This window comes from Rhodococcus sp. BP-241 (assembly GCF_019836145.1).
GTDB lineage: Bacteria > Actinomycetota > Actinomycetes > Mycobacteriales > Mycobacteriaceae > Rhodococcoides.
The window spans coordinates 28,646-50,080 of sequence record NZ_JABUEI010000001.1 but is presented as its reverse complement, the minus strand read 5'-3'; the positions used below and the strand labels follow the sequence as shown (position 1 = coordinate 50,080).

Below are 21,435 nucleotides of genomic sequence, written 5' to 3'. Positions count from 1 at the left end.
TCGGTCGCGTACGCTGGCGTCCCGTGCATTTCCTTCGCGACCAGCGCCCGCCCTACGACCTGACGTACGACGACGTGTTCCTCGTCCCGAACCACACGACGGTCACGTCCCGTTTCGACGTCGATCTGGCGAGTGTCGACGGCTCCGGGACCACCATTCCCATCGTCGTCGCCAACATGACCGCCGTGGCCGGCCGCCGGATGGCGGAGACGGTCGCGCGACGCGGCGGCATCGTCGTCATCCCGCAGGACCTGCCGACCGCGGCCGTCGCCGAGACGGTCTCCTTCGTCAAGAGCCGGAACCTGGTGGCGGACACCCCGGTCGTGTTGACGGCGGAGGACTCGGTCTCCGACGCTCTCGCCCTCATGCCCAAGCGTGCCCACGGCGTCGTCGTGGTCGTGGACGGTGACACGGCCGTGGGCATCGTCTCCGAGGCGGCGTGCACGGACGTCGATCGCTTCGCGCGCCTCTCGACGGTGATGGACAAGGACTTCGTGACGGCCTCCGTGGACACGAGTCCCCGCGAGATCTTCGAGCAGCTCGAGGCCCGGCACGAGAACCTCGCCGTGCTGACCGGACCGGACGGCGCACTCGCGGGAGTGCTCACCCGCACCGGTGCGCTCCGCGCCGGCATCTACCGGCCCGCCACCGACGCCGACGGACGCCTGCGCATCGCCGCCGCCGTCGGCATCAATGGTGACGTGGGCGCGAAGGCCGCCGCCCTGGTCGAGGCCGGGGCCGACGTCCTGGTGCTCGACACCGCCCACGGCCACCAGCAGAAGATGCTCGATGCGCTGGCCGTCGTCGCGGCGCTCCATCTGGGCGTGCCCCTGGTCGCCGGCAACGTCGTGTCCGCAGCAGGTACCCGTGACCTGATCGAGGCCGGCGCGGACATCGTCAAGGTCGGTGTGGGCCCCGGCGCCATGTGCACCACCCGCATGATGACCGGCGTGGGCCGCCCGCAGTTCTCGGCCGTCGAGGAGTGCGCCGCCGCGGCGCGCGAGCTGGGCAAGCACGTGTGGGCCGACGGCGGGGTCCGACATCCCCGCGATGTCGCGCTCGCCGTCGCTGCGGGTGCCTCCAACGTCATGATCGGGTCCTGGTTCGCCGGCACCCACGAGTCGCCCGGAGATCTCCGCGTCGACGCCGCCGGGGTGGCCTACAAGGAAAGCTTCGGCATGGCGTCGAAGCGAGCCGTGGCCGCACGCACCGCGGCGGACAGCGCGTTCGACCAGGCGCGCAAGGGCCTGTTCGAGGAAGGCATCTCCAGCTCGCGGATGCGCCTCGATCCGGAGCGGCCCGGTGTCGAGGACCTCATCGATCACATCTGCGCGGGTGTGCGCAGCACCTGCACGTACGCCGGTGCGCGCTCGCTCGAGGAGCTGCATCGGGATGCCGTGCTCGGCATCCAGTCTGCGGCGGGCTTCGCCGAGGGGCGGCCGCTCCCGTCCGGCTGGTGATCTCGGCCGCACTCGTGCTCACGCCGCCGACTCGGTGATTCCGGGTCGGCGACGATACGATGTGTGCGATAGCGGCGCCCCCGAGCGGGTACTGCTGTGACACGCGCCGATTCTGCGGCGCAGGCGTCGCCTCCACGCGAACGCCACACGACAGGAAGGACACCGGTGCCCGAGGCACCCACGACGACGCCGACCCCCGGGTCCGGCACTCCGTCCCCGGACCGACCGTCCCGAGACCGCCCCTCCCCCGACGGGGAGTCGTCCGGCGGTCTCTCTCCGGAGGGCTCCTCTAGGTCGCCGGGCTCACCCGGCGCTTCCCCGACGACCACCTCGAGTCGCAGCGAGGTGTGTCCCTCGTGACCGTTCTCGTTCCGATCCTGTCCCTCGTGGGCTTCGTCGCGCTGACGGCGGGAACGGCGATCTTCGTCGCCGCGGAGTTCTCCCTCACCGCACTCGAACGCAGCACCGTCGACGCGGCGGCCCGCGACGGTGACATGCGCTCCCGCCAGGTCCAGCACGCGCACAGGACGCTGTCGTTCCAGCTCTCCGGTGCGCAGCTCGGCATCACCATCACCACACTGATCACCGGCTACATCGCCGAACCGGTGCTGGCGCGGTTCATCACCCCCGCCGCCACGGCACTCGGTGCGTCCGACTCGCTCGCCGGCGCCGTGTCACTGGTGCTGGCGCTCGTCATCGCCACCTCGGCGTCGATGGTGTTCGGCGAGCTGGTGCCCAAGAACATGGCCATCTCCAATCCGATGAAGGTGGCGCGGGCGACGGCCGGCCTGCAGGCAGGGTTCTCCCTCGTCTTCCGCTGGGCCATCAACGGTCTCAACGGTTCCGCGAACTGGGTGGTCCGCCGCCTCGGCGTCGAGCCCGCGGAGGAACTGCGTTCGGCGCGCTCGCCCCAGGAACTCGGGTCGCTGGTGCGCTCCTCCGCGGAACACGGCTCCATCGACCAGCGCACCGCTCTCCTCGTCGACCGCTCGCTGCAGTTCGGCGAGCGCACGGCGGAGGAGTTGATGACCCCCCGCGTGAAGATCGAGACCCTCGCCGCGGACGACACGGTCGCCGACCTCATCGACACCGCGGCCCGCACCGGGTTCTCCCGGTTCCCCGTCGTCAACGGTGACCTCGACGACACCGTGGGCGTCGTCCACATCAAGCACGCGTTCACCGTGCCCGCCGAGCGCCGCGCCGGAACGACGGTCAGCTCCCTCGCGCAGCGTGTTCCCAACGTCCCCTCGAGCCTGGACGGCGACACCGTCATGGAACGGGTGCGCGCCGACGGCATGCAGGTCGCCATCGTGGTGGACGAGTACGGCGGCACCGCGGGCATCGTCACCATGGAGGACCTCATCGAGGAGATCGTCGGCGACGTCCGCGACGAGCACGACACCCGCGAGGTCGACGTCCAACGCGTCGCCGACGGGTGGCTCTGCTCCGGACTCCTGCGCATCGACGAGGTCACCGAGTTCACCGGGTACGCGGCACCCGAGGGCGAGTACGACACCCTCGGTGGCCTGGTGCTGACACAGTTCGAACGCATCCCCGACGCCGGCGACCAGGTCATCCTGCCGCCCCCGAGCGGAGACCTCGAGTCCGACGAGGGCGGCTGGGTCGCGCGCGTGGACGCGATGGACGGGCGCCGGATCGACCGGATCCTCGTACGCCCGGCCGCGGAGGACGAGATCGCCCGGCTGCGCGCCGAGACCGTCCGCGAGCACGACCGGGAGGCCCTCGATGGGTGACCTTCTCGCCGTCGGCCTCGCGGTCGTCCTCCTTCTCCTCAACGCCTTCTTCGTCGGTGCCGAGTTCTCTCTGATCTCGGCACGCCGCGACCGCCTCGAGAGTCTGGTGGTGCAGGGCAAGAAACGGGCTCAGACGGTCATCGAGGCCGGTCAGAACCTGTCGATGATGCTCGCGGCCGCGCAGCTCGGCATCACCATCTGCTCGATCCTGCTCGGGCGCGTGGCGGAACCCGCCGTGGCCCACCTGATCGAGCGTCCGTTCGAGCTGCTCGGCGTACCCGACTCCCTGCTGCACCCCATCGGGTTCGCCCTCGCCCTGGGCATCGTGGTGATCCTGCACATCCTCATCGGCGAGATGGTGCCGAAGAACATCGCGATCGCCGGACCGGAAGCGACGGCGATGTTGCTGGTGCCCGTGCATCTGTGGTGGTTACGTGTCGCGAAGCCGCTGATCTCGTTCTACAACCTGTGCGCCAACGGCACACTGCGGTTGTTGCGCGTCGAGCCGAAGGACGAGCTGGACTCGTCGGTGTCGGCGGACCAGCTCTCCGACATGATCGGCGAGTCCCGCTCGGAGGGACTCATCGACGAGGAGGAGCACCGCCGGCTGACACAGGCTCTCGAGACGTCGGGTCGCACCGTGCGGGAGGTCCTCATCCCGCTGGACAAGGCCCGCACGGTGGTCTGCGGACCGAAGGGACCCACGCTGGGTGCGATCGAGGAGGCCGTCCGCGAGACCGGTTTCTCGCGGTACCCGGTCCGCGACGAGACCGACGGCATGATCGGGTATCTCCACATCAAGGACGTCCTCGATCTGATGGCGGACCCGCTGGCCGACTCGGGGACCATCATCCCGCGCTCGGACGTCCGCCTTCTGCCGATCATCGACGCGCGCACCCCTCTCGACGAGGCGTTGGCAGGTCTCCGCCGCCGCCGCAGTCACCTCGGCGCCGTGGTGGAGACAGGCAAGGGCACCATCGGCATCGTCGCTCTCGAGGACCTCGTCGAGGAGTTCGTCGGCACGGTGCGCGACGGCACCCACCTCGTGGAGGACGTCGTCCCCGGACCCGACGCGCCGTGACGTCCGTCGTGTCGGACACCGATCTCGTCGTTCTCGGACCAGACGCGTGGCATCCTCGGCGGCACGCTCACGGCGAGCGGGTGGACGAGATGATCGGTGCCTACCTGGAGCGGCGCGCGGTCGGCGAGCCGCATCCGGTGCTCGACTTCCTCTTCACCTACTACAGCCTCAAGCCGGGCCATCTGCGCCGGTGGCACCCCGGTCACGGCTCGGTACTGACCGGGGCGGGCATCGAGGACTACCGCGGACGCTCCGGGTACGTGGACGTCGCCGTGGGCGGGCGACCCGGCGTGACGGTGTCGTCCGAGTTCCTCGACCGGCGGTCGTCCGCGATCGAGTTCGTGAGCACCCTGATCGGCCGGACGGCCACCCGCCCGGCGCAGCTGGGCTGCTTCGGTCTGCACGAGTGGGCGATGGTCTACCGCGGCGGGGACGAGGCTCTGCGTCACGACGTGCCGCTGCGCCTCGGTCACGACGGCACCGACGCGGTGGTGGAGTCAATGCCGTTGCGCTGCACCCACTACGACGCGTTCCGTTTCTTCACCCCGGACGCGGTCCCGCGGAACACGCTCGAGCTGACGCCGGAGCACCGGCTCCTGACGGAACAGCCGGGCTGCCTGCACGCCTCGATGGATCTGTACAAGTGGGTGGCGAAGCTCGGACCGCTGCTGCCGTCCGAACTGCTGCTCGACTGCTTCGCGCTGTCGATGACGGCGCGCGAACTGGACATGCGGGCGAGCCCGTACGACCTCACGGAGTACGGCTACTCCCCCGTGCGTGTCGAGACCCCGACCGGGCGCGCCGAGTACGTGCGCGCCCAGTCGGCGATCGCGGAACGAGGCGCCGCTCTGCGAGTCGCGATCGGCGGCCTGCTCGCCGATCTGCGCTGACGGTTCGGGTCAGACGCCCACGGCCGAGAGTTCGGCGAACTCCTCGTCGCTGAGCTCGATGCTCGCGGCGGCGACGTTGTCCTCGAGGTGGGACACCGACGACGTTCCGGGAATCGGCATTATCACCGGGGATCGACGCAACAGCCACGCGAGGGCGAGCTGCGACGCGGAGACGCCGTGCCGCTGGGCCAGCTCGGTCAGCGGGCTGCCCTCGCCGGTGAGCTTTCCGGTGGCGAGCGGGAACCACGGGATGAAGCCGATGTTCTGCTCGGTCGACCAGTCGAGGAGCTCCTCGGAGGAGCGGTCCGTGAGGTTGAAGAGGTTCTGGACGGACACGATCGGAGCGATCCTCTGCGCCTGTGTCACCTCCTCGACGGACACCTGGCTGAGGCCGATGTGCCGGATCTTGCCCTCGTCCTGCAGCGCCTTCAGTTCGCCGACCTGATCTTCGAGCGCGACGTCCGGGTCGATGCGGTGCAGCTGGAACAGGTCGATGCGGTCCACACCGAGACGGCGCAGCGACAACTCGGCTTGCTGGCGGAGGTATGCGGGACGACCGACCGGGGTCCACTGCCCGGGGCCCTGCCGGGTGAGCCCGGCCTTGGTCGCGATCACGATGTCGTCGGCGTAGGGACGCAGCGCCTCGGCGAGCAGGTCCTCGGCCACCTCGGGGCCGTAGCTGTCTGCGGTGTCGAAGAAGGTCACGCCCAGCTCCACCGATCGCCGCAGCACGCGGATCGCCTCGTCGCGGTCACGCGGCGGCCCCCAGACGCCTTCTCCGGGCAGCTGCATGGTGCCGTAACCAAGCCGGGTGATCTCGAGGTCTCCACCGAGCAGGAAGGTGCCGCTCGCGTCGGCGGGGCGGGAAGTCGTCGATGTCGTCATGGCGAGTACGACGCCGTGGGGGTCGCAGGTATTCCTGCTCGTGATCGTCCCGCGCGCCACCACCGGTGGGCTCCGCACTACCACTGGGTAACATCGGGGCGATCCAGCGCGGCACGACGCCGCGACAGGCGAGAGTCAAGTGAGGGGCTGTGATGACGGAACGCGTCCAGGTCGGCGATCTGCAGGTGGCGGCAGTGCTGCACGAGTTCGTGGAGAAGCAGGCTCTGCCCAGCACGGGTGTGGATCAGGATGCGTTCTGGGCGGGTGTGCAGTCCCTCCTCGAGGATCTCGCGCCCCGTAACCGGGCGCTCCTCGAGGCCCGCGACGAGATCCAGGGCAAGCTCGACGCCTGGCACTCCGAGCACCCCGGAGCCGGCTACGACCGCGCGCAGTACAAGGCGTTCCTGAAGGAGATCGGGTACCTGCAGGACGAGCCCGCCGCGTTCGCGATCACGACCGAGGGCGTCGACACCGAGATCACCACGACGGCCGGCCCGCAGCTGGTCGTCCCCGTCCTCAACGCACGCTTCGCCATCAACGCCTCCAACGCCCGGTGGGGCTCGCTGTACGACGCGCTCTACGGCACCGACGCCATCTCCGAGGACGGCGGCGCGGAGAAGGGCACCAGCTACAACAAGGTGCGCGGCGACAAGGTCATCGCGTGGGCTCGCACGTTCCTCGACGACGCGGTGCCGCTGACGTCCGGCTCGCACGCGGACGCCACGTCGTACGTCGTCGACGGGTCCGCCCTGGCGGTCACCCTGTCCTCCGGCGACACCGTCGGTCTCGCGTCACCGGACTCGCTGCTCGGCTACACGGGTGAGCCGTCCGCACCGACCGGCATCCTGTTCGTCCACAACGGCTTGCACTTCGAACTGCAGATCGACGCCGAGAGTCCCATCGGCAGCACCGATGCCGCGGGCGTGAAGGACGTGCTGCTCGAGTCCGCGGTCACCGCGATCATGGACTTCGAGGACTCCGTCGCCGCCGTGGACGCCGACGACAAGGTGCTCGGCTACCACAACTGGCTCGGTCTGATGCGCGGCGATCTCGCCGAGGAGGTGTCGAAGAACGGGAAGACTTTCACCCGCACCATGAATCCGGATCGCGTCTACACCGCTCTGGACGGCTCCGAACTCGTGCTGCACGGCCGGTCGCTTCTGTTCGTCCGCAACGTCGGGCACCTGATGACCACCGATGCGATCCTCGACAAGGACGGCAACGAGATCCCCGAAGGCATTCTCGATGCCGTCATGACGTCCCTGACGGGCAAGCACAGCCTGCGAGACGACGTCGCGCTGAGCAACAGCCGCACCGGCTCGCTCTACATCGTGAAGCCCAAGATGCACGGTCCCGACGAGGTCGCCTTCACGAACGAGCTGTTCGCGCGGGTCGAGGACGTCGTGGGCCTCCCCCGCAACACCCTCAAGGTCGGCATCATGGACGAGGAGCGTCGCACGACGGTCAACCTCGCGGCCTGCATCCTCGCGGCGAAGGAACGCGTCGTGTTCATCAACACCGGCTTCCTCGACCGGACCGGCGACGAGATCCACACCTCCATGGAGGCCGGAGCCGTCGTGCGCAAGGCCGAGATGAAGAAGCAGAAGTGGATCGCCGCCTACGAGGACTGGAACGTCGACACCGGTCTCGCGGCGGGCCTCGAGGGCAAGGCGCAGATCGGCAAGGGAATGTGGGCGATGCCCGATCTCATGCACGACATGCTCGAGCAGAAGATCGGTCACCCGCGCGCGGGTGCGAACACCGCGTGGGTCCCGTCGCCCACCGCGGCCACGCTGCACGCCACCCATTACCACCAGGTCGACGTCTTCGCCCGCCAGGAGGAGATCGCGAAGGCTCGCCGCGCCACGGTCGACGACATCCTCGAGATCCCACTGGCCGCCGACACCTCCTGGAGCGACGAGGACAAGCAGCGTGAGCTCGACAACAACTGCCAGTCGATCCTGGGATACGTCGTCCGGTGGATCGACCACGGCGTCGGCTGCTCCAAGGTTCCGGACATCGAGGACGTCGCGCTCATGGAGGACCGTGCGACGCTGCGCATCTCGAGCCAGTTGCTGGCCAACTGGGTCCGTCACGGCGTCGTGACCGAGCAGGACGTCGTCGCCTCGCTGACGCGCATGGCGCCGGTGGTCGATCGGCAGAACGCCGGCGACCCGACCTACCGACCGCTCGCCGAGAACTCGGATTCCAACATCGCCTTCAACGCCGCCAAGGACCTCATCCTCGAGGGAACCCGGCAGCCGAACGGGTACACGGAGCCGATCCTCCACGCGCGCCGTCGCGAGTACAAGGCAGCGAACCAGTCATCCTGACGGGGAGGCCGGGAGCAGCAGGAGAGAGGACGGGTCCCGAGGGTGGGAGAGCATCGTCGCACCGCGTCCACGTCGGGTGGTCGTCGCGGTGTGAGCCGCGGACCCGTCGTGGTCGTCGTCGTTCTCGTGCTGCTCGTCGCGGCCGTCCTGGGCTGGTTCGCCCTGCGCGATCGCATCACCGACGAGGGTGAGCAGGCCGCGAAGGCCTGTGTGGAGGGTGACGCCGTGCTGGCCGTCACGGCCGATCCCGACATCGCCGACGCCGTGCGTACGGTCGCCGCGGCGTGGGACGCCACGGCGCCGGTGGTGCGCGATCACTGCGTCACCACGACGGTGACCGAGACGGCGTCGGACGTCGCGGCAGCGGCCCTCGCGGCCGATCCGTCCGACGCGGCGGCCGGTCCTCGTCCGTCGCTGTGGATCCCGGCGACTTCGGCGGATGCGGCGCCGCTGATCGACGCGCGGCGGGTCGACAGCACCCCCCGGTCTCTCGCCACCAGTCCTGTCGTCCTCGGCGTCGCGCCGACGCTCGCCGACACCCTGGGAGCGGCTGCCGTGGGGTGGGCCGACCTACCTCGTCTCGCCGCCACCCCCGGGTCGCTCGACGCCATCGGCGCCGTGGGCTGGGGATCCCTGCGACCGGCACTGCCGGCGGGGTCGACCACCACCGCGGCTCTGGTGTCGGTGGCTGCGGCGGTCGTCGATCCCACCGCCTCCACCGCGTCGCTGACCGCCGATCAGGCTGCGTCCGCGCCCGTCGTGTCGGCGGTCTCCGCGCTCTCCCGCGCGGCGACGGACGCGACTCCCACACCGCCCGCCGATGCTGCGGCCGCTCTCGATGCGATGGTGCAGGGCGACGACCCCGCGGCCGCCCCGGTCCACGCCGTCCCGGTCACCGAACAGCAGTTGTACGGCCGGATCACGGAGGGCCAGCAGCTGGCCGCCTTCCGCCCGGCCGGTTCGACGCCGAGCGCCGACCATCCTGCAGTGGTGCTCTCGGACGGTGATGCGACCGGACGCGCGGCTGCGGCCGCGTTCGCGGAGTTCGCCCGCGGAGCCGATCAGCAGCAGGCGTTCCTGCGACAGGGATTCCGCGTTCCCACCGCCGACGGAACCACCGAGGCGACACCTCCGTCGGTGGCGGGACTGACGTTCCCGGCGATCGGTCAGCCCGCCGCGTCGCCCGAGCCGGCGGCGCGCACGGCGGTGCTCGACACCCTCGCGTCACCCACCCGCCCGTCGAGCACCACCGTCCTGCTCGACGTGTCGGGATCGATGGAGTCGATCGACGGGTCCGCCACGCGCCTGACCAACGTGACGTCCGCCCTGCGTCAGGTGATCGGCGCGGTTCCCGACACCAGCCGAATCGGCCTGTGGACGTACAGCCGGGCACTGGACGGATCACGGCCGTACCGGGTGGAGGTTCCGCTCACGGAGGCGAACTCCGAGTCCCGCGCCGCACTGGACAGCTCTCTCGCCGGTCTGTCTCCCGCCACCGCCACCTCGACCTACGCCTCCGCGCAGGCGGCCTACGAATCGGCGGTGCAGAACTGGTCGGGCGACGGGACCAACTCGGTTCTTCTCGTCACCGACGGCCCGAACGACGACACCTCGATCTCCGCCGCGTCCTTCCTCCAGTCGATCGCCGCCGCGACGGACCCTGCGCGTCCGGTCCGCATCGACGTGGTGTCGCTGACCCAGAACTCGGACATCGCGACGCTGCGCAGCCTCGCGGGCCAGACCGGAGGCGACCTCGTCGAGGTGTCCTCCTCCGACCCCTCACTCACCGCCACGCTCGACCGATTGTCCTCCGACCGGTGACGATCTCCACCGAATGCCGAAGGGCTTCCCCGTGATTCGCATGCTGACGTTCGCCGTGCTCCTGGCGATCGTGACGTTCGTCCTGCACCGCCGTCTGGTGGTGGCCACCGGACTCACCGGCGCCGCGCGCCTCGCCGCAGATGCCGTTCTCGTGGTGTTCTGGGCCGCCGCGGTGGTCGGGATCGGCAGCGGTGAGGTACTGGATCCCTCGTGGGCCCGCTACGTCGCGTACCCGGGTCTGACCTGGCTCGCCGCACTCCTGTACCTCTGCCTCGGTTCCCTGCTGATCGCCGTGGGCGCCCTGGTGGTGCGGATCGGAGCGCGTGTCGCCCACCGCGACGGGGTGTCCGCACGGCGCACCTTCGTGCGTCCCGCCACCGCCGTTCTCGTCCTCGGCACCGTGGTGGCCGTCGCGTACGGAGTCGTCGCGGCCGCCACCCCGAAGGTGACCCGGACGACAGTCGAACTCGCAGCACTGCCCGCGTCGTTCGACGGTGTGCGGGTGGGACTCGTGTCCGACCTGCACGTCGGCCCGGCGCGCGGCGAGGCGTTCGTGCAGGGGGTCGTCGACACCCTCATGGCCGAGAAGCCGGATCTCGTCATCATCGCCGGGGACCTCGTCGACGGAACCGTGGACCTCGTGGGCCCGGCGCTGGCTCCGCTGAGCGAACTGTCGGCGCCGCTGGGTGTCGTGGTCACCAGCGGCAACCACGAGTTCTACGCGGGCGACGGCGGCGCGTGGCTCGACCTGTACGACTCGCTGGGACTGCGGGTCCTGCGCAACGAGACGGTCCCGCTCACCCGCGGCGTCGACACGATCGACCTGGTCGGCATCGAGGACCTCACGGCGCCGGAACCGTACGAGCCGGATCTGGCGGCAGCCCTCGAGGGCACCGACCCGGCCCGTTTCCAGCTGCTCTCGGCGCACCAGCCCAAGCAGGCGACGCAGGCGTCCGATCTCGGTGTGGACATGCAGGTCTCCGGCCACACTCACGGCGGACAGATCTGGCCGATCGTGTATCTCGTACCGCTGCAACAGCCCTCGGTCCAGGGCCTCGACACCATCGGCGACACCACGCTGTACACCACCCGCGGCGCCGGCGCCTGGGGTCCCCCGGTACGCATCGGCGCGCCGCCCGAGATCTCTCTGCTGGAGCTCCGGACGGCGCGCTGATCACATCGCGTCAGTGGGTCAGGCGAAGGCCTCGATCGGCGGGCAGGAGCACACGAGGTTGCGATCGCCGTGTGCGCCGTCGATCCGCCGCACCGACGGCCACACCTTGGCGCGCGAGGTGCCGGCCGGGTAGACGGCCTCCTCGCGCGAGTACGGGTGCGTCCAGTCCGTGACGAGGCAGTGCGCCGTGTGCGGCGCGCCCCGGAGCGGGTTGTCGTCCACGGTCCACTCCCCTGACGCCACTCGTTCGATCTCCGCGCGGATGGCGATCATGGCGTCGACGAAGGCGTCGATCTCGTCGAGATTCTCGCTCTCGGTCGGCTCGATCATGAGGGTGCCCGACACCGGGAAGCTCATCGTCGGTGCGTGGAAACCGTAGTCCGCCAACCGCTTCGCGACATCGTCGACCGTCACCCCGGTGCGCTTGGTGATGGGCCGCAGATCGAGGATGCACTCGTGCGCGACCATCGAGCGATCGCCGGTGTAGAGCACCGGGAAGTACTCGTCGAGTCGGCGGGCGATGTAGTTCGCCGACGCGATCGCGGTGAGGGTCGCGCGCCGTAGACCGGCGGCACCCATCATGCGGATGTAGGCCCACGTGATCGGCAGGATGGACGCCGAACCGTACGGTGCGGCCGAGATCGCACCGGTCTCACCGAGACCCTCCACGAACGGGTGTCCGGGCAGGAACTGCGCGAGGTGGGAGCGGACGCCGATCGGACCGACGCCGGGGCCGCCGCCGCCGTGCGGGATGCAGAACGTCTTGTGCAGGTTCAGGTGGCTGACGTCGCCGCCGAAGCGACCGGGGCGCGCCACGCCGACCAGAGCGTTGAGGTTCGCGCCGTCGACGTACACCTGGCCACCCGCGTCGTGCACCGCGGCGCAGATGTCGCCGATCTCGTGTTCGTAGACGCCGTGGGTCGAGGGGTAGGTGATCATGATGGCGGCCAGCGACTCGGCGTGCTCGGCCACCTTGGCGCGCAGGTCGTCGACGTCCACGTCACCGTTGGTGCGGCACGCCACCACCACGACCTTCATCCCGGCCATCACGGCGGACGCCGCGTTGGTGCCGTGGGCACTGGACGGGATGAGGCAGATGGTGCGTGCGTCGTCCCCGCGGCTGCGGTGATAGTTGCGGATCGCCAGCAGGCCTGCGTACTCGCCCTGGCTGCCCGCGTTCGGCTGGAGGGACACCGCGTCGTAGCCGGTGACCGCGACGAGCCACTTCTCGAGGTCGTTGATGATGCGCGCCATGCCGGGAGCATCGTCCGCGGGCGCGAAGGGGTGCAGGGCGTTGAAGCCCGGCCACGTGATGGGCTCCATCTCCGCGGTGGCGTTGAGCTTCATGGTGCACGAGCCCAACGGGATCATGCTGCGGTCGAGGGCGATGTCCTTGTCGGACAGCGCGCGGAGGTACCGGAGCATGGCGGTCTCGGTGCGGTACCGCGTGAACGCCGGGTGCGTCAGGAACTCCGACGTACGGGAGAGGGCGTCGGGAACGGCGATCGGCGCGGAGCCGGAGGCCGGCTCGACACCGAAGGCCTGCAGCACGGCCTTCACATGAGCGTCGATCGTGGCCTCGTCGCAGGAGATGCCGACGTGGTCGTCGTCGACGAAGCGGAGGTTGATCGCGGCGGTCGTCTTCGCGGCGGCGACCACCTCGGCCGCGCGGCCGGGTACGCGGGCGAGGACGGTGTCGAAGTAGTTCTCGTGCACCACGGTGACGCCACCGGCGCGCAGCGCGGCACCCAGCGAGGCCGCGTGGCCGGCGACGCGACGCGCGATGGCGGTGAGCCCGTCGGCACCGTGGTAGCTCGCGTACATCGCGGCGACGACGGCGAGGAGCACCTGCGCGGTGCAGATGTTGGACGTCGCCTTCTCGCGGCGGATGTGCTGCTCACGTGTCTGCAGAGCCAGGCGGTAGGCGGGCGATCCGTCGGCGTCGACGGAGACGCCGACGAGTCGGCCCGGCAACTGACGAGCGTGGGAGGTGCGCACGGCCAGGTATCCCGCATGGGGTCCACCGAAGCCCATCGGGACGCCGAACCGCTGCGACGTGCCGAAGCACGCGTCGGCCCCCTGCTCGCCGGGCGAGGTGACGAGAGTGGCGGCGAGGAGGTCCGCGCCGACGGCCACGAGGGCGCCCCGATCGTGCGCCTCGGCGATCACCGACGTGAGGTCGACGATGCGGCCCGATGCTCCCGGCGTCTGCGACACGACACCGAAGAACTCGCCCTCGGGCAGGCCCGCCGCGAGGTCGGCGTCGACGAGCTCGATGCCGAGCGGCTCCGCGCGCGTCGCGATGACGGCGCGGGTCTGCGGGAACAGGTCGGTGTCGAGGACCAGGCGGGCCGACTTCGACTTGCCGGCTCGGCGCAGCAGCGTCATGGCCTCCGCCGCGGCGGTGCCCTCGTCGAGCATCGAGGAGTTGGCGATGTCCATACCCGTCAGGTCGGACACCATGGTCTGGAAGTTGAGCAGTGCCTCGAGTCGGCCCTGGCTGATCTCGGGCTGGTACGGCGTGTACGCGGTGTACCAGGCCGGGTTCTCGAGGATGTTGCGCACCAGGACGGGCGGGGTGAGCGTGGCGCTGTAACCCTGGCCGATCATGGACGTCGCGACGGTGTTGCTCGCGGCCAGCGCGGCCAGTTCGGCGAGTGCCTCGTGCTCGGAGACCGGCGCGGGCAGAGCGTCCAGGCCGTCCGCGATGCCGTCGACGGCCGCGTCGAGGATGTCGGCGGGAACCGCGGCGGCAGCGAGATCGTCCAGGCTCGCCACACCGATGACGTCGAGAAGTCGCGCGGTCTGCTCCGCGTCGGGCCCGATGTGGCGGTCGACGAAGGTACGGAGTCCGGAGGTCGAGCGGGGTTCGGCGGTCACGTGATCTCCCGTGGTGGTGGCGAGGTGCACGCCCCACACGCAGGGAGGGACGCCCCTCTCCCTCTGTCGTGATGCCCGAGACCACCGGGCGCCTGAGAGATTCGGCCGCCGTGTACGGCGCCTTTCCCCGTGGGCGGGTGGACGATTCCACCACTTTCCAGAGGCGTCGGAGCCCGCACGGTCCCGGGTGCCTGAGAGATTGACGGAGAGGTGCTGCTCCTTCGGCGCTCGTCGGGCTCGGTCCTGTGACGGACCGTGTCCCGGCGAAGCTCTCCCGTGCGGCGTCGACGCTCCCTCAGTATATGGGAGTGCGCGCCGGCGGGTCAGCCGGTCTTGCGGCTCGCGCGATTCTTGCGGCGGGAGGCGAGCTCGTCCTCGGGCGTCGGCTGGCTCTCGCCGCCGTCGGCACGCTCGGCGGGGAAGTCGGCGATGGCACCGGTCAGTTCACGCATGGCTCCGCTGACCGCGATCCCGAAGACGCCCTGTCCGCCCTGCAGCAGGTCGACGACCTCTTCGGCGGACGTGCACTCGTAGACGGTGGTGCCGTCCGAGAACAGCGTGATGCGGGCCAGATCCGCCACGCCACGACGACGGAGGTGGTCGACGGCGACGCGGATGTTCTGGAGCGAGATGCCGGTGTCGAGCAGTCGCTTGACGATCTTGAGGACCAGGATGTCCTTGAAGGAGTACAGCCGCTGGCTGCCGGATCCTGCCGCGCCGCGGATGGACGGCACCACGAGGCCGGTGCGGGCCCAGTAGTCCAGCTGCCGATAGGTGATGCCGGCGATCTGGCACGCACTGGGGACGCGGTAGCCGACCAACTCGTCCGGAACCGAATCGTCGGGGAAGAGACCGGGTTGCACCTCGTCCACGTCGTTCGATGCCAGCAGGCTCATCTGCTCCGGCTCCTGCGGCTGATCTGCCACGTGTTTCTCTCCCTCTCGGATGGTCCGCCTGGAGTCCTCGTCCGCGGACCTGTGCGGTACGCGCGGTGAGAACGACGATGACATCCGTGACGCTCGGCGAGGTCGAGAATACGCCCTCACCGCGGTGAGCGGCACGTCCTTCATCGACCCGAACGCTATGGACCGCGGAGCCGTGAGGCAACGCGCCACGCGGTAAGCCTCAACCTCAACTCAAGGGTGAGACTCGATCGTTATCTAACCGTCGGTCGCCTTGAAGTCGTCCGGCGAGATGGTGTCCAGGAATTCCTTGAACTTCTCCACCTCGTCCTCGCGCTCGTCGGGCATGACCAGACCGGCTTCGGCCAGAACGGGCTCCTCCGCGAAGATCGGCACGCCGGCTCGCAGGGCGATGGCGACCGAGTCCGACGGGCGTGCCGAGACACGCACGTCCTGGTCGAAGACCAGGTCGGCGTAGAAGGTGCCCTCCTGGAGATCGACGATGCGGACTTCCTTCAGGGATCGCCCGAGGGCCGTGACGATGTCACCGATGAGATCGTGGGTCAGCGGACGCGGCGGTTGCACGCCCTGCTGCTCCAGTGCGATCGCCGTGGCTTCCGTCTGGCCGATCCAGATCGGCAGGTACCGTTCGCCGTCCGACTCCCGCAACAGCAGAACAGGCTGATTCTGTGGCTGCTCCACCCGGATACCGATCACGCGCATCTCGCCCATCGCGCCGCCTCCCAGCTGCTGTGACTCGTCGCCCGCGCACTCGACGGGGCGGACGTGCTCTCCAGTGTATTGACCCGCGGCGCCGACGACCGGCCGTGCGAGCGGCCGACGCACGCCCTCGGGACTACTTGTCCAGTATCCCGTGCACCGCGGACTTGACCAATGACGTGTGCAGCGACAGCGACAACGCGGCCAGCTCTCGGACGAGCTCCTCGGCGCGGTCTCGCGCGCCCGCGTCACGGCCCAGCGCCACCGGCCCGGCGACCTGAGCCAGCAGGTTCGCCTCGCGGTCCGCGGCGAGCTTGAACGCGCGCAGATGCCGCACCTCGAGTCCGTACTGCGCCATCGCCCACGCGGTGCGCACGAGCACCACGGCTTCCTCGTCGTAGAAGCCGGCCGGACCCGCCGAGACGAGGCCGCTCTTCTGCAGTTCGAGCAGGAACGGCTCGTCCACGCCCGCACGCTCGAGCAGGTCGGCACGACTCATCCGGACGCGCCGCTCCCCGAGAAACTCGGTGGGCGAGACACTTCCGGGCGCCAGAGCCAGCACACGTGGCCCCTTCGGCGCCGCGGCGACACCGTCGGGACCCACGGAACGGATGCCGTTATCCAGCGCGTCCAACTGCTCCTTGATGACCTTCAGCGGGAGGTAGTGATCACGCTGCGCCGTGAGGACGTAGCGCAGGCGCTCGCAGTCCTCGACGGAGAATCTCCGGTAACCCGACGCCGTTCGTTCCGGGGAGATCAGTCCCTCGGCCTCGAGAAAACGGATCTTCGAAATGGTGACGTCGGGGAAGTCCGGGCGCAGTCGATCGAGTACGGACCCGATCGACATGCCGCCACCGGACTGCTGCCCGACTGCCGTCATCAGCTACCTGCGCCGGCAGACGTCTCGCCGAGCTGGCCGCCTGCGGACTGACCCTTCGGACCGGTCAGGAACACGAGGCGGAACTTGCCGATCTGCACCTCGTCGCCGTTCGCCAGAACGGCGGAGTCGACGGGCTCACGGTTGACGTAGGTGCCGTTGAGGCTGCCGACGTCGACGACCTGGAAGTCCTCGTCGTCCTGACGGAACTCCGCGTGGCGACGGCTCACGGTGACGTCGTCGAGGAAGATGTCGCTGTCCGGGTGGCGTCCCGCGGACGTCGTGGGCTGGTCCAGCAGGAAGCGAGAGCCCGCGTTGGGGCCCCGCTTGACGACGAGCAGGGCGGAACCGACGGGCAGACCCTCGACCCCGGAGACCGGTGCGTCGGAGGAGCCCTGGGGCGCCGCTGCGGAATCGATCTCGTTCAGAAAGTCCGCTCGGAAGACCGAGGTGGTCTCCGCGGGGGACTCTCCGTAGACGCCGTCGTTGCCGTTATCGCTCACGTTTCTCCTCCTCGATCTGATCGCCCCTCACCCACGAGGCGATTCAGCACATTCTCTTGTCACGCTTGTCTGACGGTTCCGCGGTTCCCCGACCGGGGTGCCGCCGAACCACGTGAGGACCTTACCGACCGTACCTTGCACACACCGTCGCCCGGGCGTGCTTGCCCGCCCGCCGGGCACGGCTGTTACGTGGTCGTGATCGACGCGTACCCCTCGGCGTCCATCATCGCCTCGAGAGCGTCGTCGAGATCGCTCTCGGAGTCGACGGACAGGTCCACGAGCCAGCCGGCGCCGTACGGATCGCTGTTCACCAGTTCGGGGTCGCCGTCCAGTTCACCGTTCACTGCAACCACTTTGGCCGACAGCGGGGCGTAGATGTCGGAGACGCTCTTGGTGGACTCCACCTCGCCGAGCGACTCACCGGCCGACACCGCATCGTCCTCGGTGGGCAGCTGAACGAAGACGACGTCGCCGAGCTGCGACTGTGCGTAGTCGGTGACGCCCACGCGCACGGTGGTGGGGCCGGTCCGCTGGACCCATTCGTGCTCGGCCGTGTACCGCAACTCGGTGGGGATATCGGTCTGGCTCACGTGAACCGGGTCCTTTCGCAGGCGTTGTCGCGGTGCGGACGAGGAGAACCGCACTCGCGCTGAGCGTATTGGCGAGCTTTCCGCCTCCGCAAGGCGGGCGCTCCCCGGCTCATCGTGCGGCGAGCGGGAGGCGTCGGACCGGACCGAGCGCCAGGCCGAGGTACAGCGCGCCCGTGTAGAGGTACAGCGCGGTCCCCCACACCAGCAGGGCCTGCGCGGGAACCGCGATCACGTCGGCGCCGACCCAGTCCACCCGCGCGGCGAGGAGGAACGGCAGGGCGCTCATCAGGACGAACGTCGCGGCCTTGCCGAGGTAGATCACCTCGGGTGGAGCGAGTCCCCGCCGCCGGTAGAGCAGCAGGGTGAGTGCGAGGATGCCGTCCCGCGCGATCAGGACCACGGCCACCCACCACGGGAGGATGCCCGCGAGGGCGAACCCCACGAGTGTGGTGACGACGTACAGGCGATCGACGAACGGATCCAGCAGAGCGCCCAGGGCCGACGACTGGTCGAGCAGCCGGGCGAGCTTGCCGTCCAACCAGTCCGTGGCCCCGCTGAGCAGAAGCAGCAGCAGCGCCCAGCCGTACGCCTGCTCCCCCAGCAACAACCACAGGAACACCGGCACCCCGAGCAGACGAACGACACTCAGAGCATTGGGCACCGTCAGGATGCGATCGCCGACGACACCGGCGACCACGTCGCGAGGGCTGTCGGACGCCGGATCGGTCATTCCCCGAGCTTTCCACACGGGCGCGCCGTCCGGACCCGACGAGCCGCTACCGCCAGGCGAAGACCGGCTGCTCGTAGTCGTGCACGCGGGTGTGCCGCCCACCGAGCACCACCTCGCGGAACTGGTGCACCACCGCGCCCGTGGGCGCGTGCACCAGGCTCGAGCGAAAAGGCCACTGCACCACCGGTCGCGGCGACTCGGCGATCGACACGAACCGGGCGTCGACGTCGAGCTCGTCCGCGGTGACGCGGTACAGGAACTCCACCTCGTCCGGATTGGGCACCGCGTCCCCGGTCCAGTCCGCGATCCACACCACGAACGGACGGATGACATAGCCGGAGCGGGTCCGATAGTCGTCGAGCGTCCCGAGCACGGAGTCCGGGCCGACTCGGATGCCGACCTCCTCGTCGAGTTCGCGCAGGGCGGCCTCGACCGGTTTCTCGCCGTCGTCGACACGCCCGCCGGGCAACGCGAACTGGCCCGGATGCGCGCGCATCCGGGAGGGCCGCTTCGTCAGCAGCACGTGCCGATCGCCGGGCTCCCCGCCGACGGCCACCACGACCGATGCCCGCCGTTCGTCACCGCCCTCGATGAGCCGACTCTCGAAACCGTCCAGCGTCCGCACGATCTCTGCACGTTCGAGGCGCGTGTCCATCAGGCGACACTAGCCAGGCTCACCGGGCCGGTGCGCGCAGCGCGCGCACGGCCGGCGCCGCCGAGTACGGCAGGATGCGCGAGCGATCCGCCGGAAGGGCCAGCTCCACGACAGCGGACTCGTCGATCCGGTACGGCTGCGCGAGCACCACGCCGGCGAAGGCCTTGCGCAGCCGTGACATCTCGGCCCGGACCGTGATGGCACGGCCGTTGTCGCCGAACAGTTCCGTCGCAAGTTCTGCCGCCGTGCGCCCGTCTCTCCTCGCGGCGAGCAGGAAGAGGATCTCCGCGTGCCGAGGTGTCGGCTCGTGGGACCAGGTTCCGAAGGGACTCGACACCTCGACCACGGTGCGCGAGGGGTCGGACACGTCGATGCGGATGTTCGTCGGCGTCGACTCCCCGTCGACCACTCCGTCGCGTTGCGAGGACGCCGGTCGCACCATCCAGCCACCGGGCAGCGGCTCCAGATCGCACACGCCGAGCGTCGGTACCCACAGTCGGCCCGGCGCCACCTCGTCGGGGAGCAGCACCCGATTGCGCACCGGGACCGACGCCACCGCCGCGACCCACCCGTGCCCGTCGACGGCCAGCGCGGGCGTCTCCGACCGAGCCAGCATCGGCGCCGCCACCGAGCGCAGATTGTCGAGCGTGCGTCGATGCTGTTCACGCAGTTGAGCTTCGGCGAGTCGAGACACGGCATCGATCAGCGCCAGCGTGGTCGGGTGCACCGAACTCGCAGGTCCGCTGACGTCGACGAGGCCCAGCACCCGGCCGGTACGCGGATCCTTGATGGGACTGCTCGCGCAGGTCCACGCGTGGTGAGTGCGCACGAAGTGCTCGGCGGAGAAGATCTGCACCGCCGAGCGCGAGACCAGTGCCGTGCCGATGGCGTTGGTTCCCACACTGTCCTCGGCCCAGTCGGCCCCCTCGACGAAGCCGAGCCGATCGGCGCGGTCGAGCACCGAGGGTGCCCCGCTGCGCCACAGCACCCGCCCGAGCCGGTCCGCGACCACCAGTAGGTTGTCGGAGTCCTGCAGAACCGAACGCAGGCTCCCGGTCAACTCCGGCAGGATCTCCACGAGCCCCGAGTCCCGACGCATCTGCTCGAGTGCCGCGGCGTCGACAGCATCGGCGGGTCCGCGGTTCTCCGGATCGACACCCAGGTTCATCACGCGCTGCCACGAGTCACCGATGACGTCGCGGGGGCGAGCGGGCGCGCGGGCACCCGACATGGTCGCGTCGTACACGGCGGACAGCAGCTGTGCGTACCGACGTGGGTCCTCACCTGCCGCGACGGCGGGCTCGGGTTCGGAGGTTCGAGTCATCGACACCGATTGTGCTCCACATCACAGTGCGCGTCATGCCCGGGTCTGTCCCGATCGGTCATCGGTAGACGAGTCCGCCGTCGATGAGACCGGCCTGACCGGTCATGTACGCCGCGTCGGGCCCGGCGAGGTAGGACACGTATCCCGCGACGTCGTCGGGAGTCTCGGCTCGGCCCAACGCGATACCGCCCACGAACTTCTCGTAGGTCGCGCCCTCCTCCGCGCCGGTCAGTTCGGCGAACCGCTTGTCGATGGTGACCCACATGTCCGTGCCGACCACACCCGGGCAGTAGGCGTTCACGGTGATCCCGGCGGACGCGTACTCCTTGGCGGCGGCCTGCGTGAGACCGCGCACGGCGAACTTGGTGGCGCTGTACACACCGAGCATCTCGAACCCGTCGTGCCCTGCGATGGACGACGCGTTGATGATGCGGCCGGGCCGACCGAGTTCGATGAACGTCGCGGCGGCCGCCTGGATACCCCACAGCACACCTTCGACGTTGATCGACAGGATGCGGCCGACCTCCTCCGGCGTGGCCTCGGACAGCGGGCCGACGAGTGCGATCCCGGCATTGTTGACCATGATGTCGAGACCTCCCAACTCGGCGGCGGCCCGGTTCACGGCGTCGAACACCTGGCGGCGATCGCTGACGTCGGCGACGATCGTCGTGGCTGCGCGACCGAGCTCCCGCACCTCGTCGGCGACCTTGCCGATGCCGTCGGGGTGCACGTCGACGAGGGCGATGTCCGCGCCGTCCCGCGCGAGTCGGAGGGCGATTCCCCTCCCGATTCCCTGTCCTGCGCCGGTGACGAGTGCGACCTGTCCGTCGATGCTCATGCGTGTCTCCTTCATGTG

18 protein-coding genes and 1 riboswitch are annotated in these 21,435 nt (G+C 69.7%); of the genes, 7 read left to right on the top strand and 11 right to left on the bottom strand.

Features of this window, described 5'->3' with window-relative positions; all coding sequences use genetic code 11:
- Positions 1-23 precede the first annotated feature (23 nt).
- The 4 genes from HQ308_RS00235 (at position 24) to HQ308_RS00220 (ending at position 5,185) form a co-directional block, all read left to right on the top strand.
- On the top strand, positions 24-1,460 hold the full coding sequence (locus tag HQ308_RS00235) for a GuaB1 family IMP dehydrogenase-related protein (protein WP_222645177.1): 1,437 nt from the start codon (positions 24-26) through the stop codon (positions 1,458-1,460).
- Positions 1,461-1,816: 356 nt separating this feature from the next.
- A complete protein-coding gene (locus tag HQ308_RS00230) occupies positions 1,817-3,214 on the top strand; it encodes a hemolysin family protein (RefSeq protein WP_222645176.1) in 1,398 nt (465 codons plus the stop codon).
- A complete protein-coding gene (locus HQ308_RS00225; protein WP_222645175.1) occupies positions 3,207-4,295 on the top strand; it encodes a hemolysin family protein in 1,089 nt (362 codons plus the stop codon). Before HQ308_RS00230 ends, HQ308_RS00225 begins: the two co-directional genes overlap by 8 nt.
- Positions 4,292-5,185: a 3-methyladenine DNA glycosylase gene (locus HQ308_RS00220; protein ID WP_374198514.1), complete on the top strand. Its 894-nt coding sequence runs from the start codon at positions 4,292-4,294 to the stop codon at positions 5,183-5,185. The genes HQ308_RS00225 and HQ308_RS00220 overlap by 4 nt, the downstream gene beginning before the upstream one ends.
- A 9-nt stretch (positions 5,186-5,194) precedes the next feature.
- On the opposite strand, the gene HQ308_RS00215 is transcribed toward HQ308_RS00220, so the two are convergent.
- A complete protein-coding gene (locus HQ308_RS00215) occupies positions 5,195-6,070 on the bottom strand; it encodes an aldo/keto reductase (protein ID WP_222645174.1) in 876 nt (291 codons plus the stop codon).
- Between the two features lie 152 nt (positions 6,071-6,222).
- Here HQ308_RS00215 and HQ308_RS00210 point away from each other — a divergent pair, with 152 nt between their 5' ends.
- Genes HQ308_RS00210 through HQ308_RS00200 form a run of 3 tightly spaced genes read left to right on the top strand, consistent with a single transcriptional unit; the run spans position 6,223 to position 11,398 of the window.
- A complete protein-coding gene (locus HQ308_RS00210; RefSeq protein WP_222645173.1) occupies positions 6,223-8,403 on the top strand; it encodes a malate synthase G in 2,181 nt (726 codons plus the stop codon).
- A gap of 42 nt (positions 8,404-8,445) precedes the next feature.
- Positions 8,446-10,224, top strand: coding sequence for a VWA domain-containing protein (locus tag HQ308_RS00205; protein ID WP_222645172.1), 1,779 nt, complete (start codon positions 8,446-8,448; stop codon positions 10,222-10,224).
- A gap of 31 nt (positions 10,225-10,255) precedes the next feature.
- Complete coding sequence (locus HQ308_RS00200; protein ID WP_222645171.1) at positions 10,256-11,398, top strand: metallophosphoesterase; 1,143 nt, start codon at positions 10,256-10,258, stop codon at positions 11,396-11,398.
- A gap of 18 nt (positions 11,399-11,416) precedes the next feature.
- Here the strand turns inward: HQ308_RS00200 and gcvP are convergent, their stop codons facing one another.
- From gcvP to HQ308_RS00150, 10 genes are all read right to left on the bottom strand, one after another.
- Positions 11,417-14,278 (bottom strand): aminomethyl-transferring glycine dehydrogenase, encoded by a 2,862-nt coding sequence (gene gcvP, locus HQ308_RS00195; RefSeq protein WP_222637494.1) that lies wholly within the window; start codon positions 14,276-14,278, stop codon positions 11,417-11,419.
- A gap of 168 nt (positions 14,279-14,446) precedes the next feature.
- Positions 14,447-14,565: riboswitch (glycine riboswitch) on the bottom strand.
- Between the two features lie 36 nt (positions 14,566-14,601).
- A complete protein-coding gene (locus tag HQ308_RS00190; RefSeq protein WP_027505438.1) occupies positions 14,602-15,204 on the bottom strand; it encodes a MerR family transcriptional regulator in 603 nt (200 codons plus the stop codon).
- Between the two features lie 234 nt (positions 15,205-15,438).
- Entirely contained in the window at positions 15,439-15,912 is a 474-nt protein-coding gene (locus tag HQ308_RS00185; RefSeq protein WP_027505439.1) for a bifunctional nuclease family protein, read from the bottom strand.
- Between the two features lie 124 nt (positions 15,913-16,036).
- Positions 16,037-16,780: a MerR family transcriptional regulator gene (locus tag HQ308_RS00180; RefSeq protein ID WP_027505440.1), complete on the bottom strand. Its 744-nt coding sequence runs from the start codon at positions 16,778-16,780 to the stop codon at positions 16,037-16,039.
- Positions 16,780-17,280 carry a glycogen accumulation regulator GarA gene (garA, locus tag HQ308_RS00175; RefSeq protein WP_027505441.1) on the bottom strand — a complete coding sequence of 167 codons (501 nt, stop codon included), beginning with the start codon at positions 17,278-17,280 and terminating at the stop codon, positions 16,780-16,782. The genes HQ308_RS00180 and garA overlap by 1 nt, the downstream gene beginning before the upstream one ends.
- 185 nt (positions 17,281-17,465) lie before the next feature.
- Entirely contained in the window at positions 17,466-17,870 is a 405-nt protein-coding gene (gene gcvH, locus HQ308_RS00170) for a glycine cleavage system protein GcvH (RefSeq protein ID WP_027505442.1), read from the bottom strand.
- Between the two features lie 109 nt (positions 17,871-17,979).
- The gene (locus HQ308_RS00165; RefSeq protein WP_051613241.1) at positions 17,980-18,600 is read right to left on the bottom strand and encodes a CDP-alcohol phosphatidyltransferase family protein; all 621 of its coding nucleotides are present in this window, start codon (positions 18,598-18,600) and stop codon (positions 17,980-17,982) included.
- A gap of 46 nt (positions 18,601-18,646) precedes the next feature.
- Entirely contained in the window at positions 18,647-19,255 is a 609-nt protein-coding gene (locus HQ308_RS00160) for a CoA pyrophosphatase (protein WP_222645170.1), read from the bottom strand.
- Between the two features lie 19 nt (positions 19,256-19,274).
- Positions 19,275-20,579, bottom strand: coding sequence for a GAF domain-containing protein (locus HQ308_RS00155; protein ID WP_222637492.1), 1,305 nt, complete (start codon positions 20,577-20,579; stop codon positions 19,275-19,277).
- A 58-nt stretch (positions 20,580-20,637) separates the two neighbouring features.
- Positions 20,638-21,417 (bottom strand): acetoin reductase, encoded by a 780-nt coding sequence (locus HQ308_RS00150; RefSeq protein ID WP_027505446.1) that lies wholly within the window; start codon positions 21,415-21,417, stop codon positions 20,638-20,640.
- Positions 21,418-21,435: the final 18 nt, after the last annotated feature.